The sequence below is a fragment of the Paracoccus bogoriensis genome (assembly GCF_019431455.1).
GTDB lineage: Bacteria > Pseudomonadota > Alphaproteobacteria > Rhodobacterales > Rhodobacteraceae > Paracoccus > Paracoccus bogoriensis.
Window position 1 is genome coordinate 1 of the sequence record NZ_JAHYSR010000003.1, and the last position, 16,589, is coordinate 16,589.

General features: G+C 64.3%; 18 protein-coding genes, 1 tRNA gene and 1 pseudogene. 11 read left to right on the forward strand and 9 right to left on the reverse strand.

Annotated elements, in window-relative coordinates:
• A partial coding sequence (locus tag KY389_RS15790) for an IS3 family transposase (RefSeq protein WP_425517133.1) occupies positions 1 to 190 on the reverse strand: 190 nt, incomplete at its 3' end.
• A 332-nt stretch (positions 191 to 522) separates the two neighbouring features.
• Between KY389_RS15790 and tnpC the strand changes: the two are divergent.
• A pseudogene (gene tnpC, locus KY389_RS01825) lies at positions 523 to 2,125 on the forward strand (IS66 family transposase).
• A 2-nt stretch (positions 2,126 to 2,127) separates the two neighbouring features.
• Here tnpC and KY389_RS01830 read toward each other — a convergent pair.
• From KY389_RS01830 to KY389_RS01840, 3 genes are all read right to left on the reverse strand, one after another.
• Positions 2,128 to 2,280 (reverse strand): hypothetical protein, encoded by a 153-nt coding sequence (locus KY389_RS01830; RefSeq protein ID WP_219829027.1) that lies wholly within the window; start codon positions 2,278 to 2,280, stop codon positions 2,128 to 2,130.
• An 81-nt stretch (positions 2,281 to 2,361) separates the two neighbouring features.
• Positions 2,362 to 2,676, reverse strand: coding sequence for a hypothetical protein (locus KY389_RS01835; RefSeq protein ID WP_219829028.1), 315 nt, complete (start codon positions 2,674 to 2,676; stop codon positions 2,362 to 2,364).
• 697 nt (positions 2,677 to 3,373) lie between these two features.
• A tRNA-Lys gene (locus KY389_RS01840) sits at positions 3,374 to 3,449 on the reverse strand.
• Here KY389_RS01840 and dapF point away from each other — a divergent pair.
• The 6 genes from dapF to dxs all read left to right on the forward strand — a co-directional run bounded on the left by dapF (position 3,423) and on the right by dxs (position 9,741).
• A complete protein-coding gene (dapF, locus tag KY389_RS01845; RefSeq protein WP_219829029.1) occupies positions 3,423 to 4,373 on the forward strand; it encodes a diaminopimelate epimerase in 951 nt (316 codons plus the stop codon). The two genes, KY389_RS01840 and dapF, sit on opposite strands and share 27 nt — an antisense overlap.
• A complete protein-coding gene (gene mtaB, locus KY389_RS01850) occupies positions 4,370 to 5,635 on the forward strand; it encodes a tRNA (N(6)-L-threonylcarbamoyladenosine(37)-C(2))-methylthiotransferase MtaB (RefSeq protein WP_219829030.1) in 1,266 nt (421 codons plus the stop codon). The genes dapF and mtaB overlap by 4 nt, the downstream gene beginning before the upstream one ends.
• 145 nt (positions 5,636 to 5,780) lie before the next feature.
• Positions 5,781 to 6,701, forward strand: coding sequence for a histone deacetylase family protein (locus KY389_RS01855; RefSeq protein ID WP_219829031.1), 921 nt, complete (start codon positions 5,781 to 5,783; stop codon positions 6,699 to 6,701).
• Entirely contained in the window at positions 6,698 to 6,934 is a 237-nt protein-coding gene (locus KY389_RS01860; protein WP_219829032.1) for an exodeoxyribonuclease VII small subunit, read from the forward strand. The genes KY389_RS01855 and KY389_RS01860 overlap by 4 nt, the downstream gene beginning before the upstream one ends.
• Entirely contained in the window at positions 6,934 to 7,797 is an 864-nt protein-coding gene (locus tag KY389_RS01865) for a polyprenyl synthetase family protein (RefSeq protein ID WP_219829034.1), read from the forward strand. Before KY389_RS01860 ends, KY389_RS01865 begins: the two co-directional genes overlap by 1 nt.
• Positions 7,798 to 7,824: 27 nt before the next feature.
• On the forward strand, positions 7,825 to 9,741 hold the full coding sequence (gene dxs, locus KY389_RS01870; protein ID WP_219829035.1) for a 1-deoxy-D-xylulose-5-phosphate synthase: 1,917 nt from the start codon (positions 7,825 to 7,827) through the stop codon (positions 9,739 to 9,741).
• Positions 9,742 to 9,743: 2 nt separating this feature from the next.
• On the opposite strand, the gene fliP is transcribed toward dxs, so the two are convergent.
• From fliP to fliF, 4 genes are read right to left on the reverse strand one after another with little or no spacing between them, the layout of a single operon-like run.
• Complete coding sequence (gene fliP / locus KY389_RS01875) at positions 9,744 to 10,457, reverse strand: flagellar type III secretion system pore protein FliP (RefSeq protein WP_219829036.1); 714 nt, start codon at positions 10,455 to 10,457, stop codon at positions 9,744 to 9,746.
• A complete protein-coding gene (locus KY389_RS01880; RefSeq protein ID WP_219829038.1) occupies positions 10,454 to 10,711 on the reverse strand; it encodes a FliM/FliN family flagellar motor switch protein in 258 nt (85 codons plus the stop codon). Before KY389_RS01880 ends, fliP begins: the two co-directional genes overlap by 4 nt.
• Positions 10,699 to 11,265 carry a hypothetical protein gene (locus KY389_RS01885; protein ID WP_219829040.1) on the reverse strand — a complete coding sequence of 189 codons (567 nt, stop codon included), beginning with the start codon at positions 11,263 to 11,265 and terminating at the stop codon, positions 10,699 to 10,701. Before KY389_RS01885 ends, KY389_RS01880 begins: the two co-directional genes overlap by 13 nt.
• 8 nt (positions 11,266 to 11,273) lie before the next feature.
• Positions 11,274 to 12,797 (reverse strand): flagellar basal-body MS-ring/collar protein FliF, encoded by a 1,524-nt coding sequence (gene fliF / locus KY389_RS01890; protein WP_343222887.1) that lies wholly within the window; start codon positions 12,795 to 12,797, stop codon positions 11,274 to 11,276.
• A gap of 173 nt (positions 12,798 to 12,970) precedes the next feature.
• Here fliF and KY389_RS01895 point away from each other — a divergent pair, with 173 nt between their 5' ends.
• Genes KY389_RS01895 through motA form a run of 4 tightly spaced genes read left to right on the forward strand, consistent with a single transcriptional unit; the run spans position 12,971 to position 15,243 of the window.
• Positions 12,971 to 13,444, forward strand: a complete 474-nt coding sequence (locus tag KY389_RS01895) for a flagellar basal body-associated FliL family protein (RefSeq protein WP_219829042.1) — start codon at positions 12,971 to 12,973, stop codon at positions 13,442 to 13,444.
• Complete coding sequence (locus KY389_RS01900; protein WP_219829043.1) at positions 13,441 to 13,830, forward strand: hypothetical protein; 390 nt, start codon at positions 13,441 to 13,443, stop codon at positions 13,828 to 13,830. The genes KY389_RS01895 and KY389_RS01900 overlap by 4 nt, the downstream gene beginning before the upstream one ends.
• Positions 13,823 to 14,365, forward strand: a complete 543-nt coding sequence (locus KY389_RS01905) for a MotE family protein (RefSeq protein ID WP_219829044.1) — start codon at positions 13,823 to 13,825, stop codon at positions 14,363 to 14,365. Before KY389_RS01900 ends, KY389_RS01905 begins: the two co-directional genes overlap by 8 nt.
• Positions 14,366 to 14,376: 11 nt before the next feature.
• On the forward strand, positions 14,377 to 15,243 hold the full coding sequence (gene motA / locus KY389_RS01910; protein WP_219829045.1) for a flagellar motor stator protein MotA: 867 nt from the start codon (positions 14,377 to 14,379) through the stop codon (positions 15,241 to 15,243).
• An 8-nt stretch (positions 15,244 to 15,251) separates the two neighbouring features.
• Here the strand turns inward: motA and KY389_RS01915 are convergent, their stop codons facing one another.
• Positions 15,252 to 16,436 carry an IS110 family RNA-guided transposase gene (locus tag KY389_RS01915; protein ID WP_219829046.1) on the reverse strand — a complete coding sequence of 395 codons (1,185 nt, stop codon included), beginning with the start codon at positions 16,434 to 16,436 and terminating at the stop codon, positions 15,252 to 15,254.
• Positions 16,437 to 16,589 lie beyond the last annotated feature (153 nt).

Consider the following 16,589-nt stretch of genomic DNA (forward strand, 5'->3'; position numbering starts at 1 on the left):
GCTTGGGCGCAATCGGGCACCAGGCCCCTTCACGGCCCTCGCGCGGGATCTTCTTGCGCTTGGTGCGCCGCAGCCACAGCCGTTCTTCGCGGTAGATGCGCTCGACCACCTTCACGTTCACGCGGAAGTTCTCGCGGACGAGTTTTGCATGCAGCATGCGATAGCCATACCTCCTGTGCTTGCCTGACAAGGTGATCAGGCGCTCTCTGAGCCGTGCGTGGCGGTCTGGCCGGGCTTGATAAGCCTGAGCCGGACCCGGTTCATTCTGCGCAACGATTGATCCCCCGGATCAATCGCTTAACGCTTGAACCATACCCCTGCAAAACCCCGACAATCTGTTCTTCGGTAAAACCTGATTTGCGCATCATCTGTTCTCCTTTTTATTACGAACGTTATAAGAACAAACTCTCCTTTTGAATGGCCAGGACTCTTGGGGGCAGGTCAGTGGCGGGGTGACCGTAAACTGTGCAGAAAGGCCTGTTTTTACTGGCCTGACAGGGCATCCTGTGATTCACTTCCCTCATGGAAACCGCTGATCTTGCGCGCGAAAATGCTCTGCTGAAAGCCCGCCTCGCCGAGGTGGAAGCGACGCTGGCCGAGACACAAGAGGCCAATCGGCGGCTACAGGATATCCTGCGCACGGCGCAGCGCGAAAAGTTCGGCAAAAGCTCCGAGAAGCTGTCACCCGATCAGTTCAACCTTCCCCTCGAAGATGCCGAGTTCGCCCAAGGCGTGCTTGAGGCGGCGCAGGAGAAGGCCGAAGCAGCGATGCAGCGGGCACGCGGCGAGGAACCTCGCAAGCCCAGGCGCAATCGCGGGCACCTGCCGTCCCATCTGCCCCGGGTCGAGCGCGTGATCGAGCCTGCCAGCACGCTCTGCCCCTGCGGTTGCGGCGAGATGGCCAGAATCGGCGAGGATGTGTCCGAACGGCTGGACGTGATCCCGGCCCAGTTCCGGGTGCTGGTCACGCGGCGCCCGAAGTGAGGGTATGACTGCCACTGGTTCGAAGGAATACCCGAACGCCTGCCGCCGCTGCTCGCAGGCCGTGGCGCAAGCGCATGCGCCCGAACATGTCGTGCCCGGCGGGCTGCCCACGGAACTCTTCATCGCCTGGATCATCGTCTCGAAGTTCGGTGACCACCTGCCATTTTATCGGCAGACCGAAATCTTCAAGCGGCAAGGCATCAACCTGGACCGGGGCACGCTCGGCAACTGGGTCGGCCGCGCCTGTTTCCTCCTGATGCCCGTCATCAACCACATGCGCGCCCATCTGCGCGGCGCAGACCGCATCTTCGTGGATGAAACCCGCGCGCCGGTGCTGGACCCGGGGCGAAAGGCCACCAAGAGCGGCTTCTTCTGGGCCGTCGTGTCCGATGATCGCGGCCATGGCGGTGCTGGCCCGCCCATCGTGCTGTTCCATTATGCCCCCGGCCGGGGAAAGGCGCACCCGCTGAACTTCCTCGCCGGGTATCGGGGCCGCTTCCTGCAATGTGATGCCTATCAGTCCTACAACGCGCTGACGGAAATCGCGCGCGACACTGGCCCGTGGCAGCTGGTCCATTGCTGGACGCATGTCCGCCGCCGCTTCGTGAAACGTTTCGAGAGCGATGGCTCATCCATCGCCGAAGAGATGCTGCGCCAGATCGCGCTGCTCTATCAGATCGAAAAATCCGTGCGCGGCAAGGAAGCTGCCGTGCGCCTCGCCGCCCGGCGTGAGCATTCCGCACCGATCATCGCCGCACTGAAACCATGACTGGAAGCCCAGCTCTCGCGGATCCCACAGAAATCCCAGCTGGCCGAAGACATCCGCTACACGCTGGGGCATTGGCTAGGCCTGATCCGCTTCCTGGATGACGGCACGCTGGAACTCGACACCAACCCGGTCGAGAACCAGATCAGACCCATCGCCCTGACAAGAAAGAATGCGCTGTTCGCCGGGAACGAAATCGGCGCCGAGAACTGGACCATGCTGGCCTCGCTGGTCGCCACCTGTAAGATGTCGAACATGAGCCCGGTCGACTACATCGCCGCCACCCTGCGCGCCATCCTCGACGGCCACCCGCAAAGCGGCATTGAAGACCTTATGCCATGGCGCTTCAACCAGCCGTCAAGCATGGCCGCATAGGGTCACGCCGTAGCGCTTACCGTGATGTTCGGGAAGCTGTTCTTGATGCCCCTCTTGATGTTGCGGATATGGTCGTCGCCTTGAGAGGCGGGATCGGTGGCCGTGGGGTTCGTAACCACCAGATCGCTGACATGGGTGACGGTTTCGAGCGCCACGAGTGTATCTCCTTTGGATCAGTCCAAAGCACGGACTCTAGGTTTCACCCTACGTCCGTTTGGTGATACACTTTTCGAGGTTTAGCGGATCGGCACCACGTTGGATCCCAAATCCTCAGGTTCTTCATCAGGCCAAGGCTCCAAGGCTTCCTTGCGGTAGTTCCCGGCTTCGATTTGGTCTTGGATGAAGGCTTCGAGGTTGAAACCCTTGGGAGTCCCCCAAGCGAAGACCTCACGAAGACCCGTAATGTCTATGTCCCCAAGCTCGAACTCGCGGAGGGACGCAACGAGCGTGTCGATGCGGTCAGCCTGCGGGTTGAAATCCTGGCCCTCTCCCGAGGCACCGTTTTCGGCTTGCCATAGGGCCTGCCTTAGCTGCGACAGGGTGTGGTTCATTTAAACCTTCTTTGGTCTATTACGCTGAGAGTTCCACCGTTGCACGTTTTGGAGTCCTTAGGTGGCCGTTTTGCTGGGGTTTTAGGGGGCTCTTGGATGGGTCCAGAGGTGCTGGCGGAATCCGCCGAGCTTCCCAGAAAACCGCCGTCTTTTCAAGGGGATGATCCTCAATAACAATAAATACAATAATAATAACCCCCGATTTTTGAAGCCGGTTTTCTCGACCGCCCACCCCCCTTTGCGATCCTCTTTCGGTCTATCCGGGCGGGTCAACTGATTCTGCATTAGTTTATAATCCTGTTTTACGTAATTTTTTCAATAGTTTAAATAGGATGATCTGGTCGGGTGTGGCGATATATATAGGCACACAACATGCCTTGCGTATCACCAAGCGGACGACAGAGAGGCATCAGCCCGCCGTGTGGATTTAGCCGGATCCACGCGCGTCAGCTACGACCTGTGCAAGCGCAAATGGCTGGGTCTTGGGGCCTTCGCCGGGACTGACGACGCGCCGGGCCGCTGGCATCTGCCCTAGGGCATCATGCTGCACGAGGTCACGGAGGATCTGCCCAAGAACATCCTGCTATCGGCCTCGTGGTTGGAGCATCTGGAAACTTAGGACCGCCACCTTTTTGCCGCCCGTATGTGAACGCAATACTCTGCGAGGCCGCCAAGTTTCTGATTTCTTGGATAAAAGTGGTGAGCCCAGCAGGATTCGAACCTGCGACCCACTGATTAAAAGTCAGTTGCTCTACCAACTGAGCTATGGGCTCAACACGATGCGCTACCTAGGGGCGGTGGCCGATGGCGTCAAGCGAAAAATGATCGTGCTGGCGGAATCATTGTCGCGGGCCTATATCGCGGTCATGACACATCCGCCTGAAACCGGCCTGCCCTTTCTGAAGATGCACGGCCTTGGAAACGACTTCGTGGTGCTGGACCTGCGCGGCGGCCTGGCCCGGCCCGATGCGGGCCTTGTCACGCGGATCGCGGACCGCAACCGGGGCGTCGGGTTCGACCAGATGGCGGCGATCGAGGACTGTGCCGATGCCGATGCGCGGCTGGTTTTCTGGAATGCCGACGGGTCTTTCTCGGCGGCGTGCGGGAATGCGACGCGCTGCGTCGCGCGCTGGCTGATGGACCAGGGCGGCGTCTCGGACTTGCGGCTGCGGACCGATCACGGTGTCCTGCTGGCCGAGGACGCCGGGGGCGGGCTGACGCGGGTGAACATGGGGAACCCGGTGCTGGACTGGCGCGCGATCCCCTTGGCGCGCGATGTCGATATCGACCATCTGCCCATCGCGGGCGACCCGGTTGCCACCGGCATGGGCAACCCGCATGTGACGTTCTTTGTCGATGATGCCGCCTCGGTCGATCTGGCCAGCTTTGGCCCCGAGATGGAGCATCACCCGCTTTATCCGCAGCGCACCAATGTCGAGATCGTGCAGATCCTGTCGCGCGACGCGATCCGGCTGCGGATCTGGGAACGGGGCACCGGGCTGACGCTGGCCTCGGGGTCGTGCTCCTGTGCGGCGGCGGTTGCGGCGGCGCGGCGCGGGCTGACGGATCGCCGCGTCCGGGTCGAGGTGCCGGGGGGCGTTCTGATGATCGACTGGCGTCAGGACGGCGTCTGGATGGAGGGTCCGACCGCCATTGTCTTCGAGGGTCGCCTGACACCCGAATGGCTTGCCGCATGAGCGCGCCCGCGAAAGCACCGGTCTTTTCCACGCTCGGCTGCCGGCTGAATGCCTACGAGACCGAGGCCATGCGCGAGATGGCCGAGGCTGCGGGCCTTTCCGGTGCCGTGGTGGTGAACACCTGTGCCGTCACCGCCGAGGCCGTGCGCAAGGCGCGCCAGGAAATCCGCCGCCTGTCGCGCGAAAATCCGGGCGCGCCGGTGATCGTGACTGGCTGCGCCGCCCAGACCGAGCCCGAGACCTTTGCCGCCATGCCGGAAGTGACAAAGGTCATCGGCAATCACGAGAAGATGCAGCCCGAGACCTGGGCATCCCTGCGCGCCCCCGACCTGATCGGCGAGACGGAAAAGGTCGTCGTGGACGACATCATGTCGGTCCGGGAAACGGCGGGCCATCTGATCGACGGCTTCGGGCGGCACCGGGCCTATGTGCAGGTCCAGAACGGCTGCGATCATCGCTGCACCTTCTGCATCATCCCTTATGGCCGGGGCAACTCGCGCTCGGTCCCCGCGGGGGTCGTGGTCGAGCAGATCAGGCGGCTGGTCGGGCGTGGCTTCAACGAGGTCGTGCTGACCGGGGTGGACCTGACCTCTTGGGGGGGCGATCTGCCCGGCACGCCGCGTCTGGGCGATCTGGTCATGCGCATCCTGCGGCTGGTGCCGGACCTGCCGCGACTGCGGATCTCGTCGATCGACTCGATCGAGGCGGACGAAAACCTGATGCTGGCCATCGCCACCGAAAAGCGCCTGATGCCCCATCTGCACCTGTCGCTGCAGGCGGGCGACGACATGATCCTGAAGCGGATGAAGCGCCGTCATCTGCGCGATGATGCCATCGCCTTTTGCGAGGAGGCGCGGCGGCTGCGCCCGGACATGGTGTTCGGCGCAGACATCATCGCAGGCTTTCCGACCGAGACCGAGCCGATGTTCGAGAATTCGCTGAAGTTGGTCGAGGAATGCGGGTTGACCTTCCTTCACGTCTTTCCCTTTTCGGCCCGCAAGGGCACGCCCGCTGCTCGTATGCCTGCCGTGCCCGGCCCGGTGATCCGGGAGCGTGCCGCGCGTCTGCGCGCGGCAGGTGATGCGGCCCTGCGACACCATCTGGAGGCGCAGCGCGGTCGGACCCATCGTATCCTGACCGAGAGCCCGCGCCTCGGCCGCACCGAGCAGTTCACCGAAGTCGTCCTTGGCGAGGATCAGCCCGAGGGCGCCTTGCTGACGCTGCGCATTGCCGGGCATGATGGGCGACGTTTGACCGTTTGAATGTGGCTTTGCATGTCGGTCCGGATAGGAGGTGCTGCCCCGTCCTGCGCCCCCCTGGGGGGAATGTTTCGGCCAAGGCAAAGGGGCGGGGTTGTAGCGCTTTGGACAGGCCTCTAGGCTTGCACAGAACGAAAGGGACATGCGGATGGGCGTGATCGCATACAGCCACAAGGCCGCCACTGGACACGAGACCCCCGAGGGGCATCCCGAACAGGTGGCGCGTCATGCGGCGGTGATCCGGGCGCTTGATGGGCTGGTTCTGGACTGGCGCGAGGCCCCTCTCTGTGCCGACGAGGAAGTGCTGCGCTGTCATCCTGCCTCTTATCTGGCCGGGTTGCGCGACGGGGCGCCGGCCGCCGGGGTGCGGATGCTGGACGCCGATACCTGGCAATCGCCCGGATCGCTTGAAGCGGCTCTGCGCGCTGTCGGAGGGGCCTGCGCGGCCGTGGACGCGGTTCTGGCCGGCGAGGCCGATCGCGCCTTCGTCGCCATGCGTCCGCCGGGTCACCACGCCGAGCGCGAGACCGCGATGGGGTTCTGTCTGTTCGGCACGGTGGCGATTGCCGCCAAGCGCGCGCTGGATCATCACGGCCTGCCGCGCGTGGCGGTTCTGGATTTCGATGTGCATCACGGCAATGGGACGCAGAACCTGCTGTGGGACGAGGCGCGGGCACTGTTCGTATCGAGCCATCAGAGGCCGCTTTATCCCGGCAGCGGCGCGGTCAGCGAGAGAGGGGCGCATGGGCAGGTGATCAACATTCCGCTGCCAGAGGGCAGCGACGGCGCCTTTGCGCGGCGCGAATGGGCGCGCGCCCTGACGGCGGTGGCCGCGCATCGGCCCGAACTTGTTCTGATCTCGGCCGGGTTCGACGCGCATGGCGCCGATCCGCTGGCCGGTCTGGACTGGGACGAGGAGGATTTCGCCCTGTTGACACGTGATATCTGCGACATGGCGGCGCGCTGCGGGGCGCCTGTGGTATCCTGCCTCGAAGGCGGCTATGATCTGCCAGCCCTGGGCCGGTCTGTGCGTGCCCATGTCATGACGCTGATGGAGGCCACTGGATGAGCGATATCAACACCCTCTCCTTCGAGGAGGCCATGCGCGAGCTGGAGGCCACGGTCGGCAAGCTGGAGACTGGCGAGGCCACGCTGGAGGAATCCATCGCGCTATACGAGCGCGGCGCCGCCCTGCGCGCCCATTGCGAGGCGCGGCTGCGCGAGGCCGAGGAGCGGGTCGAAAAGATCACCCTGGCCGCGAATGGCCAGCCGACGGGAACGGAACCGGTCGAGGGGCTGTGATGCAGGATCGGCTGGGCGCCGTTCAGGTGCAGGTCCAGGCCGCGCTTGACCATGCCATTGACGGATTGCCAAGCGGCGCCTTGGCCGATGCCATGCGCTACGCGGTCTCGGGTGGCAAGCGGCTGCGGGCCTTTCTGGTGATGGAATCGGCTCGGTTGCACGGGATTGCAGACAGGGCTGCGCTGCCCGTCGCGGCGGCCGTCGAGGCGCTGCATGCCTATTCTCTGGTCCATGACGACCTGCCGGCAATGGATGACGACGACCTGCGGCGGGGTCAGCCCACGGTGCATGTGAAATGGTCCGAGGCGACGGCCATCCTTGCGGGCGATGCGCTGCAGACGCTGGCCTTCGGGCTGCTGACCGATCCGGCGATCGGGGCGGCCGAGGCGCGGCTGCGGCTGGTCGCCTCGCTCGCGTGGGCTGCGGGGGCCCAGGGGATGGTCTGGGGTCAGTCGCTGGATATCGAAGCCGAGACCGCCCCGACGCCGCTTGACCTGGCGGCGATCATGCGTCTTCAGGGCGGCAAGACTGGTGCGTTGATCCGTTTTGCCGCGACAGCCGGGCCGCTGATTGCGGGCGACGATCCCGCCGCGCTGGACCGCTATGCCGCCGAGATGGGGCTGGCCTTTCAGATCGCCGATGACATCCTGGACGTGACAGGGGATGAGGTGAGGACCGGCAAGCGCGTGGGCAAGGACGACGCGGCGGGCAAGGCGACCTTCGTTTCGCTGCTGGGGCTTGATGGGGCGCGCATCGCCGCGCAAAACCATGTGACCGCAGCCGAAGCCGCCTTGGCGCAGTATGGTGCGACAGCGGGGAACTTGCGCGCCCTGGCGCGCTTCGTTATCGAGCGCGACACCTGAAAACGCCCGTCCGGGAGGGGACCATCCATGACAGACCGACCCAAGACGCCGCTGCTGGACCGGGTGAGCCTGCCTTCGGATCTCAAGGGCCTGAACGACCGCGAATTGCGGCAACTGGCCGATGAATTGCGGGCCGAGACGATCAGTGCGGTCAGCGTGACCGGAGGACACCTGGGCGCCGGCCTTGGCGTGGTCGAGCTGACCGTGGCGCTGCACGCGGTCTTTGACACGCCGCGCGACAAGATCATCTGGGATGTCGGACATCAATGCTATCCGCACAAGATCCTGACAGGGCGGCGCGACCGCATCCGGACGCTGCGTCAGGGCGGCGGGCTGGCGGGTTTCACCAAGCGATCCGAAAGCCCCTACGATCCGTTCGGGGCGGGCCATTCCTCGACCTCGATTTCGGCTGCGTTGGGCTTCGTCATGGCCCGAGAACTGGGCGGCGATCCGGGCGATGCGATTGCGGTGATCGGGGATGGCGCGCTGAGCGCGGGGATGGCCTATGAAGCGTTGAACAATGCCGGGGATCTGGGCAAGCGGCTGATCGTGATCCTGAACGACAATGAAATGTCGATCGCGCCTGCGGTCGGCGCCATGTCGTCCTATCTGACGCGGCTTTATACGGGCGGTCCGTTCCAGGAATTGAAGGCTGCGGCCAAGGGCGCGGTCGGTCTGCTGCCCGAGGCGCTGCAGGAAGGCGCGCGCCGCGCCAAGGAAATGCTGAAGGGCATGACCATCGGCGGCACCCTCTTCGAGGAGTTGGGCTTTTCCTATGTCGGGCCGGTTGACGGGCATGATCTGGACCTGTTGCTGCCGCTTCTGAGGACCGTCAAGGCCCGCGCAACGGGGCCGGTCCTGATCCATGCCGTCACGAAAAAGGGCAAGGGTTACGCACCCGCAGAAGAGGCCGCAGATCGCGGCCATGCGACCGGCAAGTTCGATGTGATCACAGGCATTCAGGCCAAGGCAAAGTCGAACGCGCCCAGCTATACCTCGGTTTTTGCGCAATCCCTGATCGACGAGGCCAGCCGAGATGAGCGGATCGTTGCCGTGACGGCCGCCATGCCCGACGGGACCGGATTGAAGCAGTTCGCGCAGCGTTTCCCGCGCCGCTGCTTTGATGTGGGTATCGCCGAGCAACATGCCGTGACCTTCTGCGCGGGTCTGGCCGCTGGAGGCATGAAGCCCTTCTGCGCGATCTACTCGACCTTTCTGCAGCGCGGCTATGACCAGATCGTGCATGATGTCGCAGTCCAGAACCTGCCCGTGCGCTTCGCCATCGACCGCGCGGGTCTTGTCGGGCAGGATGGCCCGACGCATGCGGGCGCTTATGACATTGCCTTTCTCGCGAACCTTCCCGGCTTCGTCGTGATGGCCGCCGCGGATGAGGCTGAGTTGATGCATATGGTGGCCACCGCAGCCGCCCATGACAGCGGCCCCATCGCGTTCCGCTTTCCGCGCGGAGAAGGAACCGGCGTCGATCTGCCCGAACGGGGTCACGTCCTGCCTATCGGCAAGGGTCGCATGATCGCCCAAGGCATGGGCGTCGCCATCCTGTCGTTTGGCACGCGCCTGTCCGAGGTCATGGCCGCACGAGAGGCATTGTCGGCACGCGGCATCCAGCCGACCGTTGCGGATGCCCGCTTTGCCAAGCCGCTGGACCGCGACCTCATCCTGGATCTGGCAGCGCGGCATGATGCGCTGATCACGATCGAAGAGGGGGCAGTCGGAGGTTTTGGCAGCCACGTTGCACAACTGCTTGCCGATGAAGCGGTGTTCGATCGTGGCCTGCGGTTCCGCTCGATGGTGCTGCCAGACAGCTTCGTCGATCATGACGTGCCGGCCGCCATGTATGACATATCGAAACTGAACGCCCAGCACATTGTGGAGAAGGTGCTGTCTGTCCTTGGCGTCGAAGCGCTTGAGACGAAGCGTGCCTGATGTCATTGGTAACTTCGCACAAGCGCGGCGGCGATCAGCGTCCAGCCATCCACCGCGACGAAAAAGGCCAGCTTGAAGGGCAGTGACACCACCACCGGTGGCAGCATCATCATGCCCATCGACATCAGCACCGCCGACACCACCAGATCGATGATCAGGAAGGGCAGGGCGATCAGAAAGCCGATCTCGAAGGCGCGCTGGATCTCGGACAGCATGAACGCGGGGACAAGGACTGATAGCCGGTCCTGAGGCTGGCCCTGCCCCGGCGAGATTTCGGCCAGCCCGGCGAGAGTCGAGGGGTTTGTGCGTGCCATCATGAATTGTCGGAACGGTTCGATCCCGCGGTCGAAGGCGTCGGCGATGCCGATCTCTCCGGCCTGGAGTGGTTGTCCCGCAGCCTGCCACGCATCCCGCAGCACCGGGTCCATGATGAACCAGGTCAGAAACAGCGCCAGGCTGATGATCAGCATGTTGGGCGGCGCTTGTTGCAGCCCGATGGACTGCCGCAGGATTGACAGCACAGTGACGATGAAGGGAAAGGCCGTTACCATGATCGCCAGGGCAGGCGCAAGCGACAGGGCGGTCAGCGCCAGCAACAGCAGCACGGCGTTCTGCCCCAGTCCGGCACCCAATCCTTCGGCCAGCCCGGCGCCCGGATCCTGCGCTGCGGCCGCGCCGGGTATCAGCAGGGCCAGCAGCAGAAAGGCCGATTTCATGCCAACCCTGTCGTGCCGAGAATGCGGACGCAGAGCCTGTCCTCGCCGCTGTCGTCGCCGGTCAACTCGCCTCGGGCGATGACCTTGTCGCCGACGCAGATCTCGACCCCGTCCTCGATAGGCTGATCCAGGATCAGCACGTCATCGGGCTTCATCCGCGACAGCTCGGCGACCGTGCGGCGGGTGCGGCCCAGCCGGATCGTGATTTCGACCTGGATGCTGTCTGTGTCGATCAGGTTTTTCAATGCTTCCATGATGCGCTCTCTTGGGTAATCTCGGCGATGAGGGCGGCGATTTCGGCCGCGGTCCGTTCGGGATCCAGTTCGATCCGCCCGCCTTCCAGCGTGATGATCACCTGCGCGGATTGGCTTTGCTCGATCTCGATCGCGTCGAGGCCGTGGCGGTCCAGCAGGTCGCGAACCATCGCCATCAGACCCTGCTCGCAGGATATACGGGCGCGCAGAGGCGCCGCGCGCTCAGCCAGCCGCGCGAGTTCGGCGGACAGCGCCTGTTCGAGGCGCTGTGAGACCCCGACCGGCGCCATGACATCAAGGATCTCCGACAAGAGCGGCATCAGCACGGCAACGGCCTCGGCCCGCAAGTTGGCGCGCCGCGCCTCGTCATCGGCAAGGCTGGCCGCCAGCATCGTGATCGCTTGGGACAGTTCGGCCAACTGCGCCTCGCGCATGTCGGACTGCCCTGCGCTATAGCCGTCCATGTAGGCCTGATCGACGGCATCGCGGGAAAAGACCTGTTCTCCCGGTGTGATCTGCTCGGGCTGGGACGAGAAGGATTCCAGTTTGAACATCGCAAGGCTCAATGTGCTTTCTCCTTTTCCGCGATCCAGCCGGCGAGGATCTTCACGCTTTCCTCGTGCCGCTCGCGCATCATGCCGCGCAACCGCGACACCGGATCTGCCGGAGGCAATTGCAGCGGATCGGAATATATGGACTGCATCGGCTCGATCGGCGTCGGAGCAGGGCTGAACTGAATATCATCAGCCATCAAACCACCAGTTGGCGCAGGGATAGGCGGGCTGTTATCCAGTTGGGGCAAACGCGGCGCCCCGGGTTCCGGACGATTGCGCAACATCGGGCGCAGAAGCAGCAGAAACGCCGCCAGAAGAAACACGCCGATCAGCACCAGCCGTACCAGGTTGTCGATGTTGAGACGATCAATCAAGGATGGTCGGGCCAGTGTTCCCTCTTGTCCAAGCGCAACGAAGGGCAACGACTTGACGGTGATCTGGTCTCCCCGGGTCTCGTCATAGCCCACCGCCGATGCCACCAATTCGCGCAGAACCTGAAGTTCCGCCTCGGGGCGCGGGACAATGACCGTTTCGCCTTGAGCATTGGCCTGAGCAGTGCCGTTGACCAGAACGGCAACCGTCATGCGACGCGTCGCCCCCGGCTGGCGAGAGACCTCGCGCGTGACGCGACTGACTTCAAAATTCTGCTGCTGCCGGTTTTCCTGCCGCGCGCTCTGGCTGTTGTCGCCCGGTTGCTGCGGGGTGTCAGGCAGGTTCGAGGCCGCCGTGACTGCCCCGGCGCCGCTTGAGGTGCTCTGATCCGATGTCTCCTCGGTCACCTGCGAGATCATCGCACGCTGATCGGGATCGAATCGCTGTTCGGTCAGCAACTCGGTCTCGGTCACGAGGTCGAGGTTCAGCTCGACGATGGCATTACCGATGCCGACATGGGGTTCCAGGATACGCTCGACATTGCGTTTGATCTCGGCCGCGCGGTCAGCGCCGGACTGATCCTCGCCGGTGGCGACAATACCGCGCTGCGTATCGATGACCGTCACGCGGTCGGGCTGCAGGCCTGGTACCCCGGATGAGATCAGATATTTCAGCGCTGCGGCCTGTTCGCGGCTGATCGCGCCACCCGAGGTCGTCAGCGTAACCGAGGCGCTGGCATTCTGGTCGCGTCGATAACCGCGCCCGTTTTCGACCGCCAAATGGACCCTCGCGGCCTGAACATTGGGCAAGGCAAGGATCGTGCGCGCCAGTTCACCCTCTTTCGCGCGCCAATAGGCTGCGTCGAACATCTGCGAGGTCGTGCCAAAGCCGGTCATTCCGTCCAGCAACTCGTATCCCGTGCTGCTGGCTGCGGGCAGCCCTTGCGCCGCCAGATCCATGCGAAGCCGGTCGCGCTGCGTCGCCTCGACCCAGATCGCATCGCCGCGAACTTCATAAGCCACGCCCGCGCGTTCGATCCCGGCGATTACCTCGCCGGCCTGTGCCGGATCGAGCCCGCCGTAGATCAGCGCCATGCCCGGACGGTTCACCAGCCAGGCGAACGAGGCGACAGCAATGAAAGTCGCCGCGAATGCGGCCACCAGAAGCAGCCTTTGTTGCGAGCTTCGCTCGTTCCAGTAGTCCTGCAGTTTTTGCAAAACCAATCCTCTCGAATCAGCACGTTCTGTCTGTCCCGACCCTCATGACATGGCCGGGCTTAAGAATTGGTTAGTGGCACCTTGGTATTCCGGTCCTGTCAGGACGGAGAATCACCATGGCCAACGCCATCACCCACCCCGAGCACAACCCGCCGCGATTTCGCGGCATGATGTTTGCCATCATCGCGGCGCTGGTCCTTGCCGGGGCCGGCTTCGGCTCGACTTTTCTGGGGTTCTGGTCGCCATCGGCGCTGCTTCACCGCGAGGCTGCGCCGGCCAAGGGCGCGTCTTTTGCGGTCGAGTTCGTCAACATCCCACCCGTCGAGGTGATCGTGCCGGGCCCGAACAGTCGCACCCTGATCGTGCAGGCTGTCATCGAGACCGACGCCGCCCATCGTTCCCAGGTCGAGCATCTGATGCCGCGCATCTCGGACCTGTTCACGGCCTTTCTCTCGGGCGTCGATCCGGCGGCCTATCAGCGGCGCGGCGTGCTGGAGGTGATCCGCGCCGAACTTGTCACGCGCGCTCGGCTCGTCCTGGGCGAAGAATCCGTGCGCGACCTTCTGATCACGGAGTTCCGCTTCAAATGAGCATTGATCATCTTCTGCAGGGGGGCCTTCTTCTTGCCTGTCTTGGACTTGCGATCTTTTGCGTCACGCTGGCGCGCAGGCTGCGCCGGCTGAACGACCTGGAAACTGGCTTGGGCGGCGCCATAGCCGTCATGGCAGCCGAGGTTGACCGCCTTGAAAAAGCCATTCGCGCCGCCCGCGACGAGGCGACTTCCGCCAGCCGCTCGCTGGCCGGCGAGGTTGCTGCCGCGCGCCGCGAACGCGCCTTGTGGGAACTGCGCCAGAAGATCGCGGCTGCCGCCACGATGCCCGCGGATTCCGCGTCTCACCCGCCCGCCTCTGCTGCCGGCGAGACCGAACAGCTTCTGCGCCGCCGCCGCAAGCGCCAGGAGGTGAGCCATGGCTAGGCGCATCCTTCCTGTTCTGGCGCTTGCCTTTGCGGCGCCGGTTGTCGTCGCCATGGCCGCCCGGTTCGAAGTTCGCGACCTCTTTGCCGCTGTGGCCGCCCAGGATGAACTCCTCAGGGGTTGCGGTGATGTCCCCGAGGCCGTCGCCCTTGCGGGCGAATTGCGAGACCGCGCCCTGCGGATCGAGCGTTACATGCAGGTTCTCGATACCCGCAAGGCCGAGATCGCTGCGGCCGAGGCAACACTGCGCGAGAGGCTTGTCGAATTGCGTAGCCATCAGAACGGCACGCGATCGCGCCGCGACGGGGCCACCGCCGCAATCCGCGAGGACATCGAGCGCCTGATCGCGGTCTATGACCAGATGAAACCGGCCGAGGCCGCCGCGATCCTCACCAACCTGCCGCCCGATTTCGCGGCCGAGATCCTGATGCGCGTGCAGCCTGCAACGGGTGCACGCATCATCGCCGCTGTCGAGCCGGCCCAAGCCGCGTTGCTCACCGCGCAGATGGGCGCGCGCAGCGTCAGAAACCGGTAAAGGAACCAGAGATGTTCGGTATTGTCGGTATCATCTTCACCATTGCGATGGTCTTTGGGGGCTACCTGCTGGCAGGCGGCAAGATGGGGGTGATCCTGCACGCGCTGCCCTTTGAGATGATGATGATCATGGGTGCCGCGACAGGGGCCTATCTTCTGGGCAATGACAGCCATGCGCTGAAGACGACGCCGTCCAGCATCATCCGCGCCTTCAAGGGTCCGAAATGGACTGCACAGGACCACCAGGACGTGCTGTGCCTGCTGTTCCAGCTGCTCAAGCTGGCGCGCGAGAATCCGGTCGGACTTGAACAACATATAGAAAAACCAAAGGAATCCCCGATTTTTCTGGCCTACCCTCGTCTGGTCGCCGACCATGAAGTTGCGTCGTTGATTGCGGACACGCTGCGTTCGGCCAGCCTGAACTATGATGATCCCTATCAGGTCGAGGACATGCTGTCGCGTCGCATCGCCGCGCTGCGCGAGGAACAGATGCATGTGCCCCACGCCTTGCAGAACATGGCCGATGCATTGCCCGCCCTGGGGATCGTTGCGGCCGTTCTGGGTGTGATCAAGACGATGAGTTCGATCGATCAGCCGCCGCCCGTGCTGGGAAAAATGATCGGCGGGGCGCTGGTCGGCACGTTCCTGGGAGTCTTCCTGTCCTATGGCTTCGTTGGGCCGCTGGCAAACCGGTTGGGATCGGTCGTCAAGCAGGACATGGGCTTTTACGACGTGATCAAGTCGGTCCTCGTTGCGGGCTTGCACCAGCACGCAACCTCGCTCTGTGTCGAGGTCGGACGGCAGGCGGTGCCGGAACATTGCCGTCCCAGCTTCGACACACTGGAGAACGCTCTGCGCGACATCAAGAGGGCTGCGTAATGCGTAAATCAAGCGGCTTTGATGAGGGGATCGTATGTCTTTCGGCGCTGGATCATGGTCCAGAGCACGGTGACGCGTCGGCGTGCCAGGGCGATGAGCGCTTGGGTGTGGTGTTTTCTCTCGCGGCGCTTTCGGTCGGAGAAGACCTTGCAGAGCGGATCGTTGCGGCAGACGGCGCAGAAGGCGCCGTGGTAGAAGACGCGCTTGAGGGCCTCGTCCCCGCCGTAGGTGCGCCGCCAGCCCGCCTTTTGGCCCGACTGCCGGATCACCGGCGCAAGCCCTGCAGCGGAGGCCAGAGCATCGGCCGAGGGGAAGCGCCGGATGTCGCCGGCGCAGGCGATGAACTCTGCCACAAACACTGCCCCCACCCCCATCCCCGGCAGCGACCGGATGAGGGCGCCGTCAGGTTGGACGGCAAGCAGGGCCGCGAGGTCACGGTCGAGGCGGATGATCTTCACGCGCGCCTCGAGCGCCTCGGTGGCGAGTTCGCGCACCAGTTCGGCCATGACCGCCTCGCCAGGCACGGCGAGCATCTGGGCACGCGCCGCGGCAAGGGCGTGCTCGGCCAGCGCCCCGGCACCCTGCACATGCGGGGTCTTCGCGAGATGCGCCATGATCCGCCGCTTCCCTGCCTGCCGGTTCTCGGCGGGCGTGACGTGGCGGGTCAGCAGGACCAGCGGCCCCTTGCAGGTGATGTCGAGGTCGCGCTCGAGCCCCGGATGGATGCTGCTCAGAAGCCCGCACAGGCGGCAGATGCGCCGGGTCTGTTCCTCGATCAGGTCGCGGCGGCGGCCGACCTCGAGGCGGATCGCCGTCACCGCCTCGTCGTCCGGCAGGATCGGGCGCAGCGTGCGGGTGCGCATCAGGTCGGCGATGATGCGGGAATCGCGCGGATCGGACTTGCGCTCTTCCCCGGCAAAGCTCTGGCCCGCCCTGTTGACGGCGAAGCCCGGCGCATGGACGAGGCCGAAGCCTTCGGCCAGAAGCGGCGCTCCGAGGAAATGGGCGAAGGAGCCCACCACGTCGAGGCCGAGGACCGGCTCGCCCCCAAGCCTGCGCAGATCGGCCGCGAAGGCGGCGATGCCCTCCGACGTGTTCTCCGCCGCCCGGTCGAGCAGCGTCCGGCCCGCCTCATCGACGGCGCAGGCCCAGTGGATCGCCTTGGCGACATCCATTCCCACAGAAATCCGCATGGCGATCCTCCCTCGTTGCCCCGAACCCGCATGCCCCGTCTCGCCGGCATCGCTTCACAAAGCCATCAGCGGCATCGTGTAATCAGCGGTCGATCAAGGGCGGCGATGCGGGCAGCCCAGCCCTTCGGGCCATCGGGAACAGCCAGCATGACA

Bases quoted from the DNA above. Each gene is read 5' to 3' on its own strand.
- KY389_RS01835 (WP_219829028.1), bottom strand. From the start codon at position 2,676: ATGAACCACACCCTGTCGCAGCTAAGGCAGGCCCTATGGCAAGCCGAA.
- mtaB (WP_219829030.1), top strand. From the start codon at position 4,370: ATGAGCGCGCCCGCGAAAGCACCGGTCTTTTCCACGCTCGGCTGCCGG.
- KY389_RS01855 (WP_219829031.1), top strand. From the start codon at position 5,781: ATGGGCGTGATCGCATACAGCCACAAGGCCGCCACTGGACACGAGACC.
- KY389_RS01860 (WP_219829032.1), top strand. From the start codon at position 6,698: ATGAGCGATATCAACACCCTCTCCTTCGAGGAGGCCATGCGCGAGCTG.
- KY389_RS01865 (WP_219829034.1), top strand. From the start codon at position 6,934: ATGCAGGATCGGCTGGGCGCCGTTCAGGTGCAGGTCCAGGCCGCGCTT.
- dxs (WP_219829035.1), top strand. From the start codon at position 7,825: ATGACAGACCGACCCAAGACGCCGCTGCTGGACCGGGTGAGCCTGCCT.
- fliP (WP_219829036.1), bottom strand. From the start codon at position 10,457: ATGAAATCGGCCTTTCTGCTGCTGGCCCTGCTGATACCCGGCGCGGCC.
- KY389_RS01880 (WP_219829038.1), bottom strand. From the start codon at position 10,711: ATGGAAGCATTGAAAAACCTGATCGACACAGACAGCATCCAGGTCGAA.
- KY389_RS01885 (WP_219829040.1), bottom strand. From the start codon at position 11,265: ATGTTCAAACTGGAATCCTTCTCGTCCCAGCCCGAGCAGATCACACCG.
- KY389_RS01895 (WP_219829042.1), top strand. From the start codon at position 12,971: ATGGCCAACGCCATCACCCACCCCGAGCACAACCCGCCGCGATTTCGC.
- KY389_RS01900 (WP_219829043.1), top strand. From the start codon at position 13,441: ATGAGCATTGATCATCTTCTGCAGGGGGGCCTTCTTCTTGCCTGTCTT.
- KY389_RS01905 (WP_219829044.1), top strand. From the start codon at position 13,823: ATGGCTAGGCGCATCCTTCCTGTTCTGGCGCTTGCCTTTGCGGCGCCG.
- motA (WP_219829045.1), top strand. From the start codon at position 14,377: ATGTTCGGTATTGTCGGTATCATCTTCACCATTGCGATGGTCTTTGGG.
- KY389_RS01915 (WP_219829046.1), bottom strand. From the start codon at position 16,436: ATGCGGATTTCTGTGGGAATGGATGTCGCCAAGGCGATCCACTGGGCC.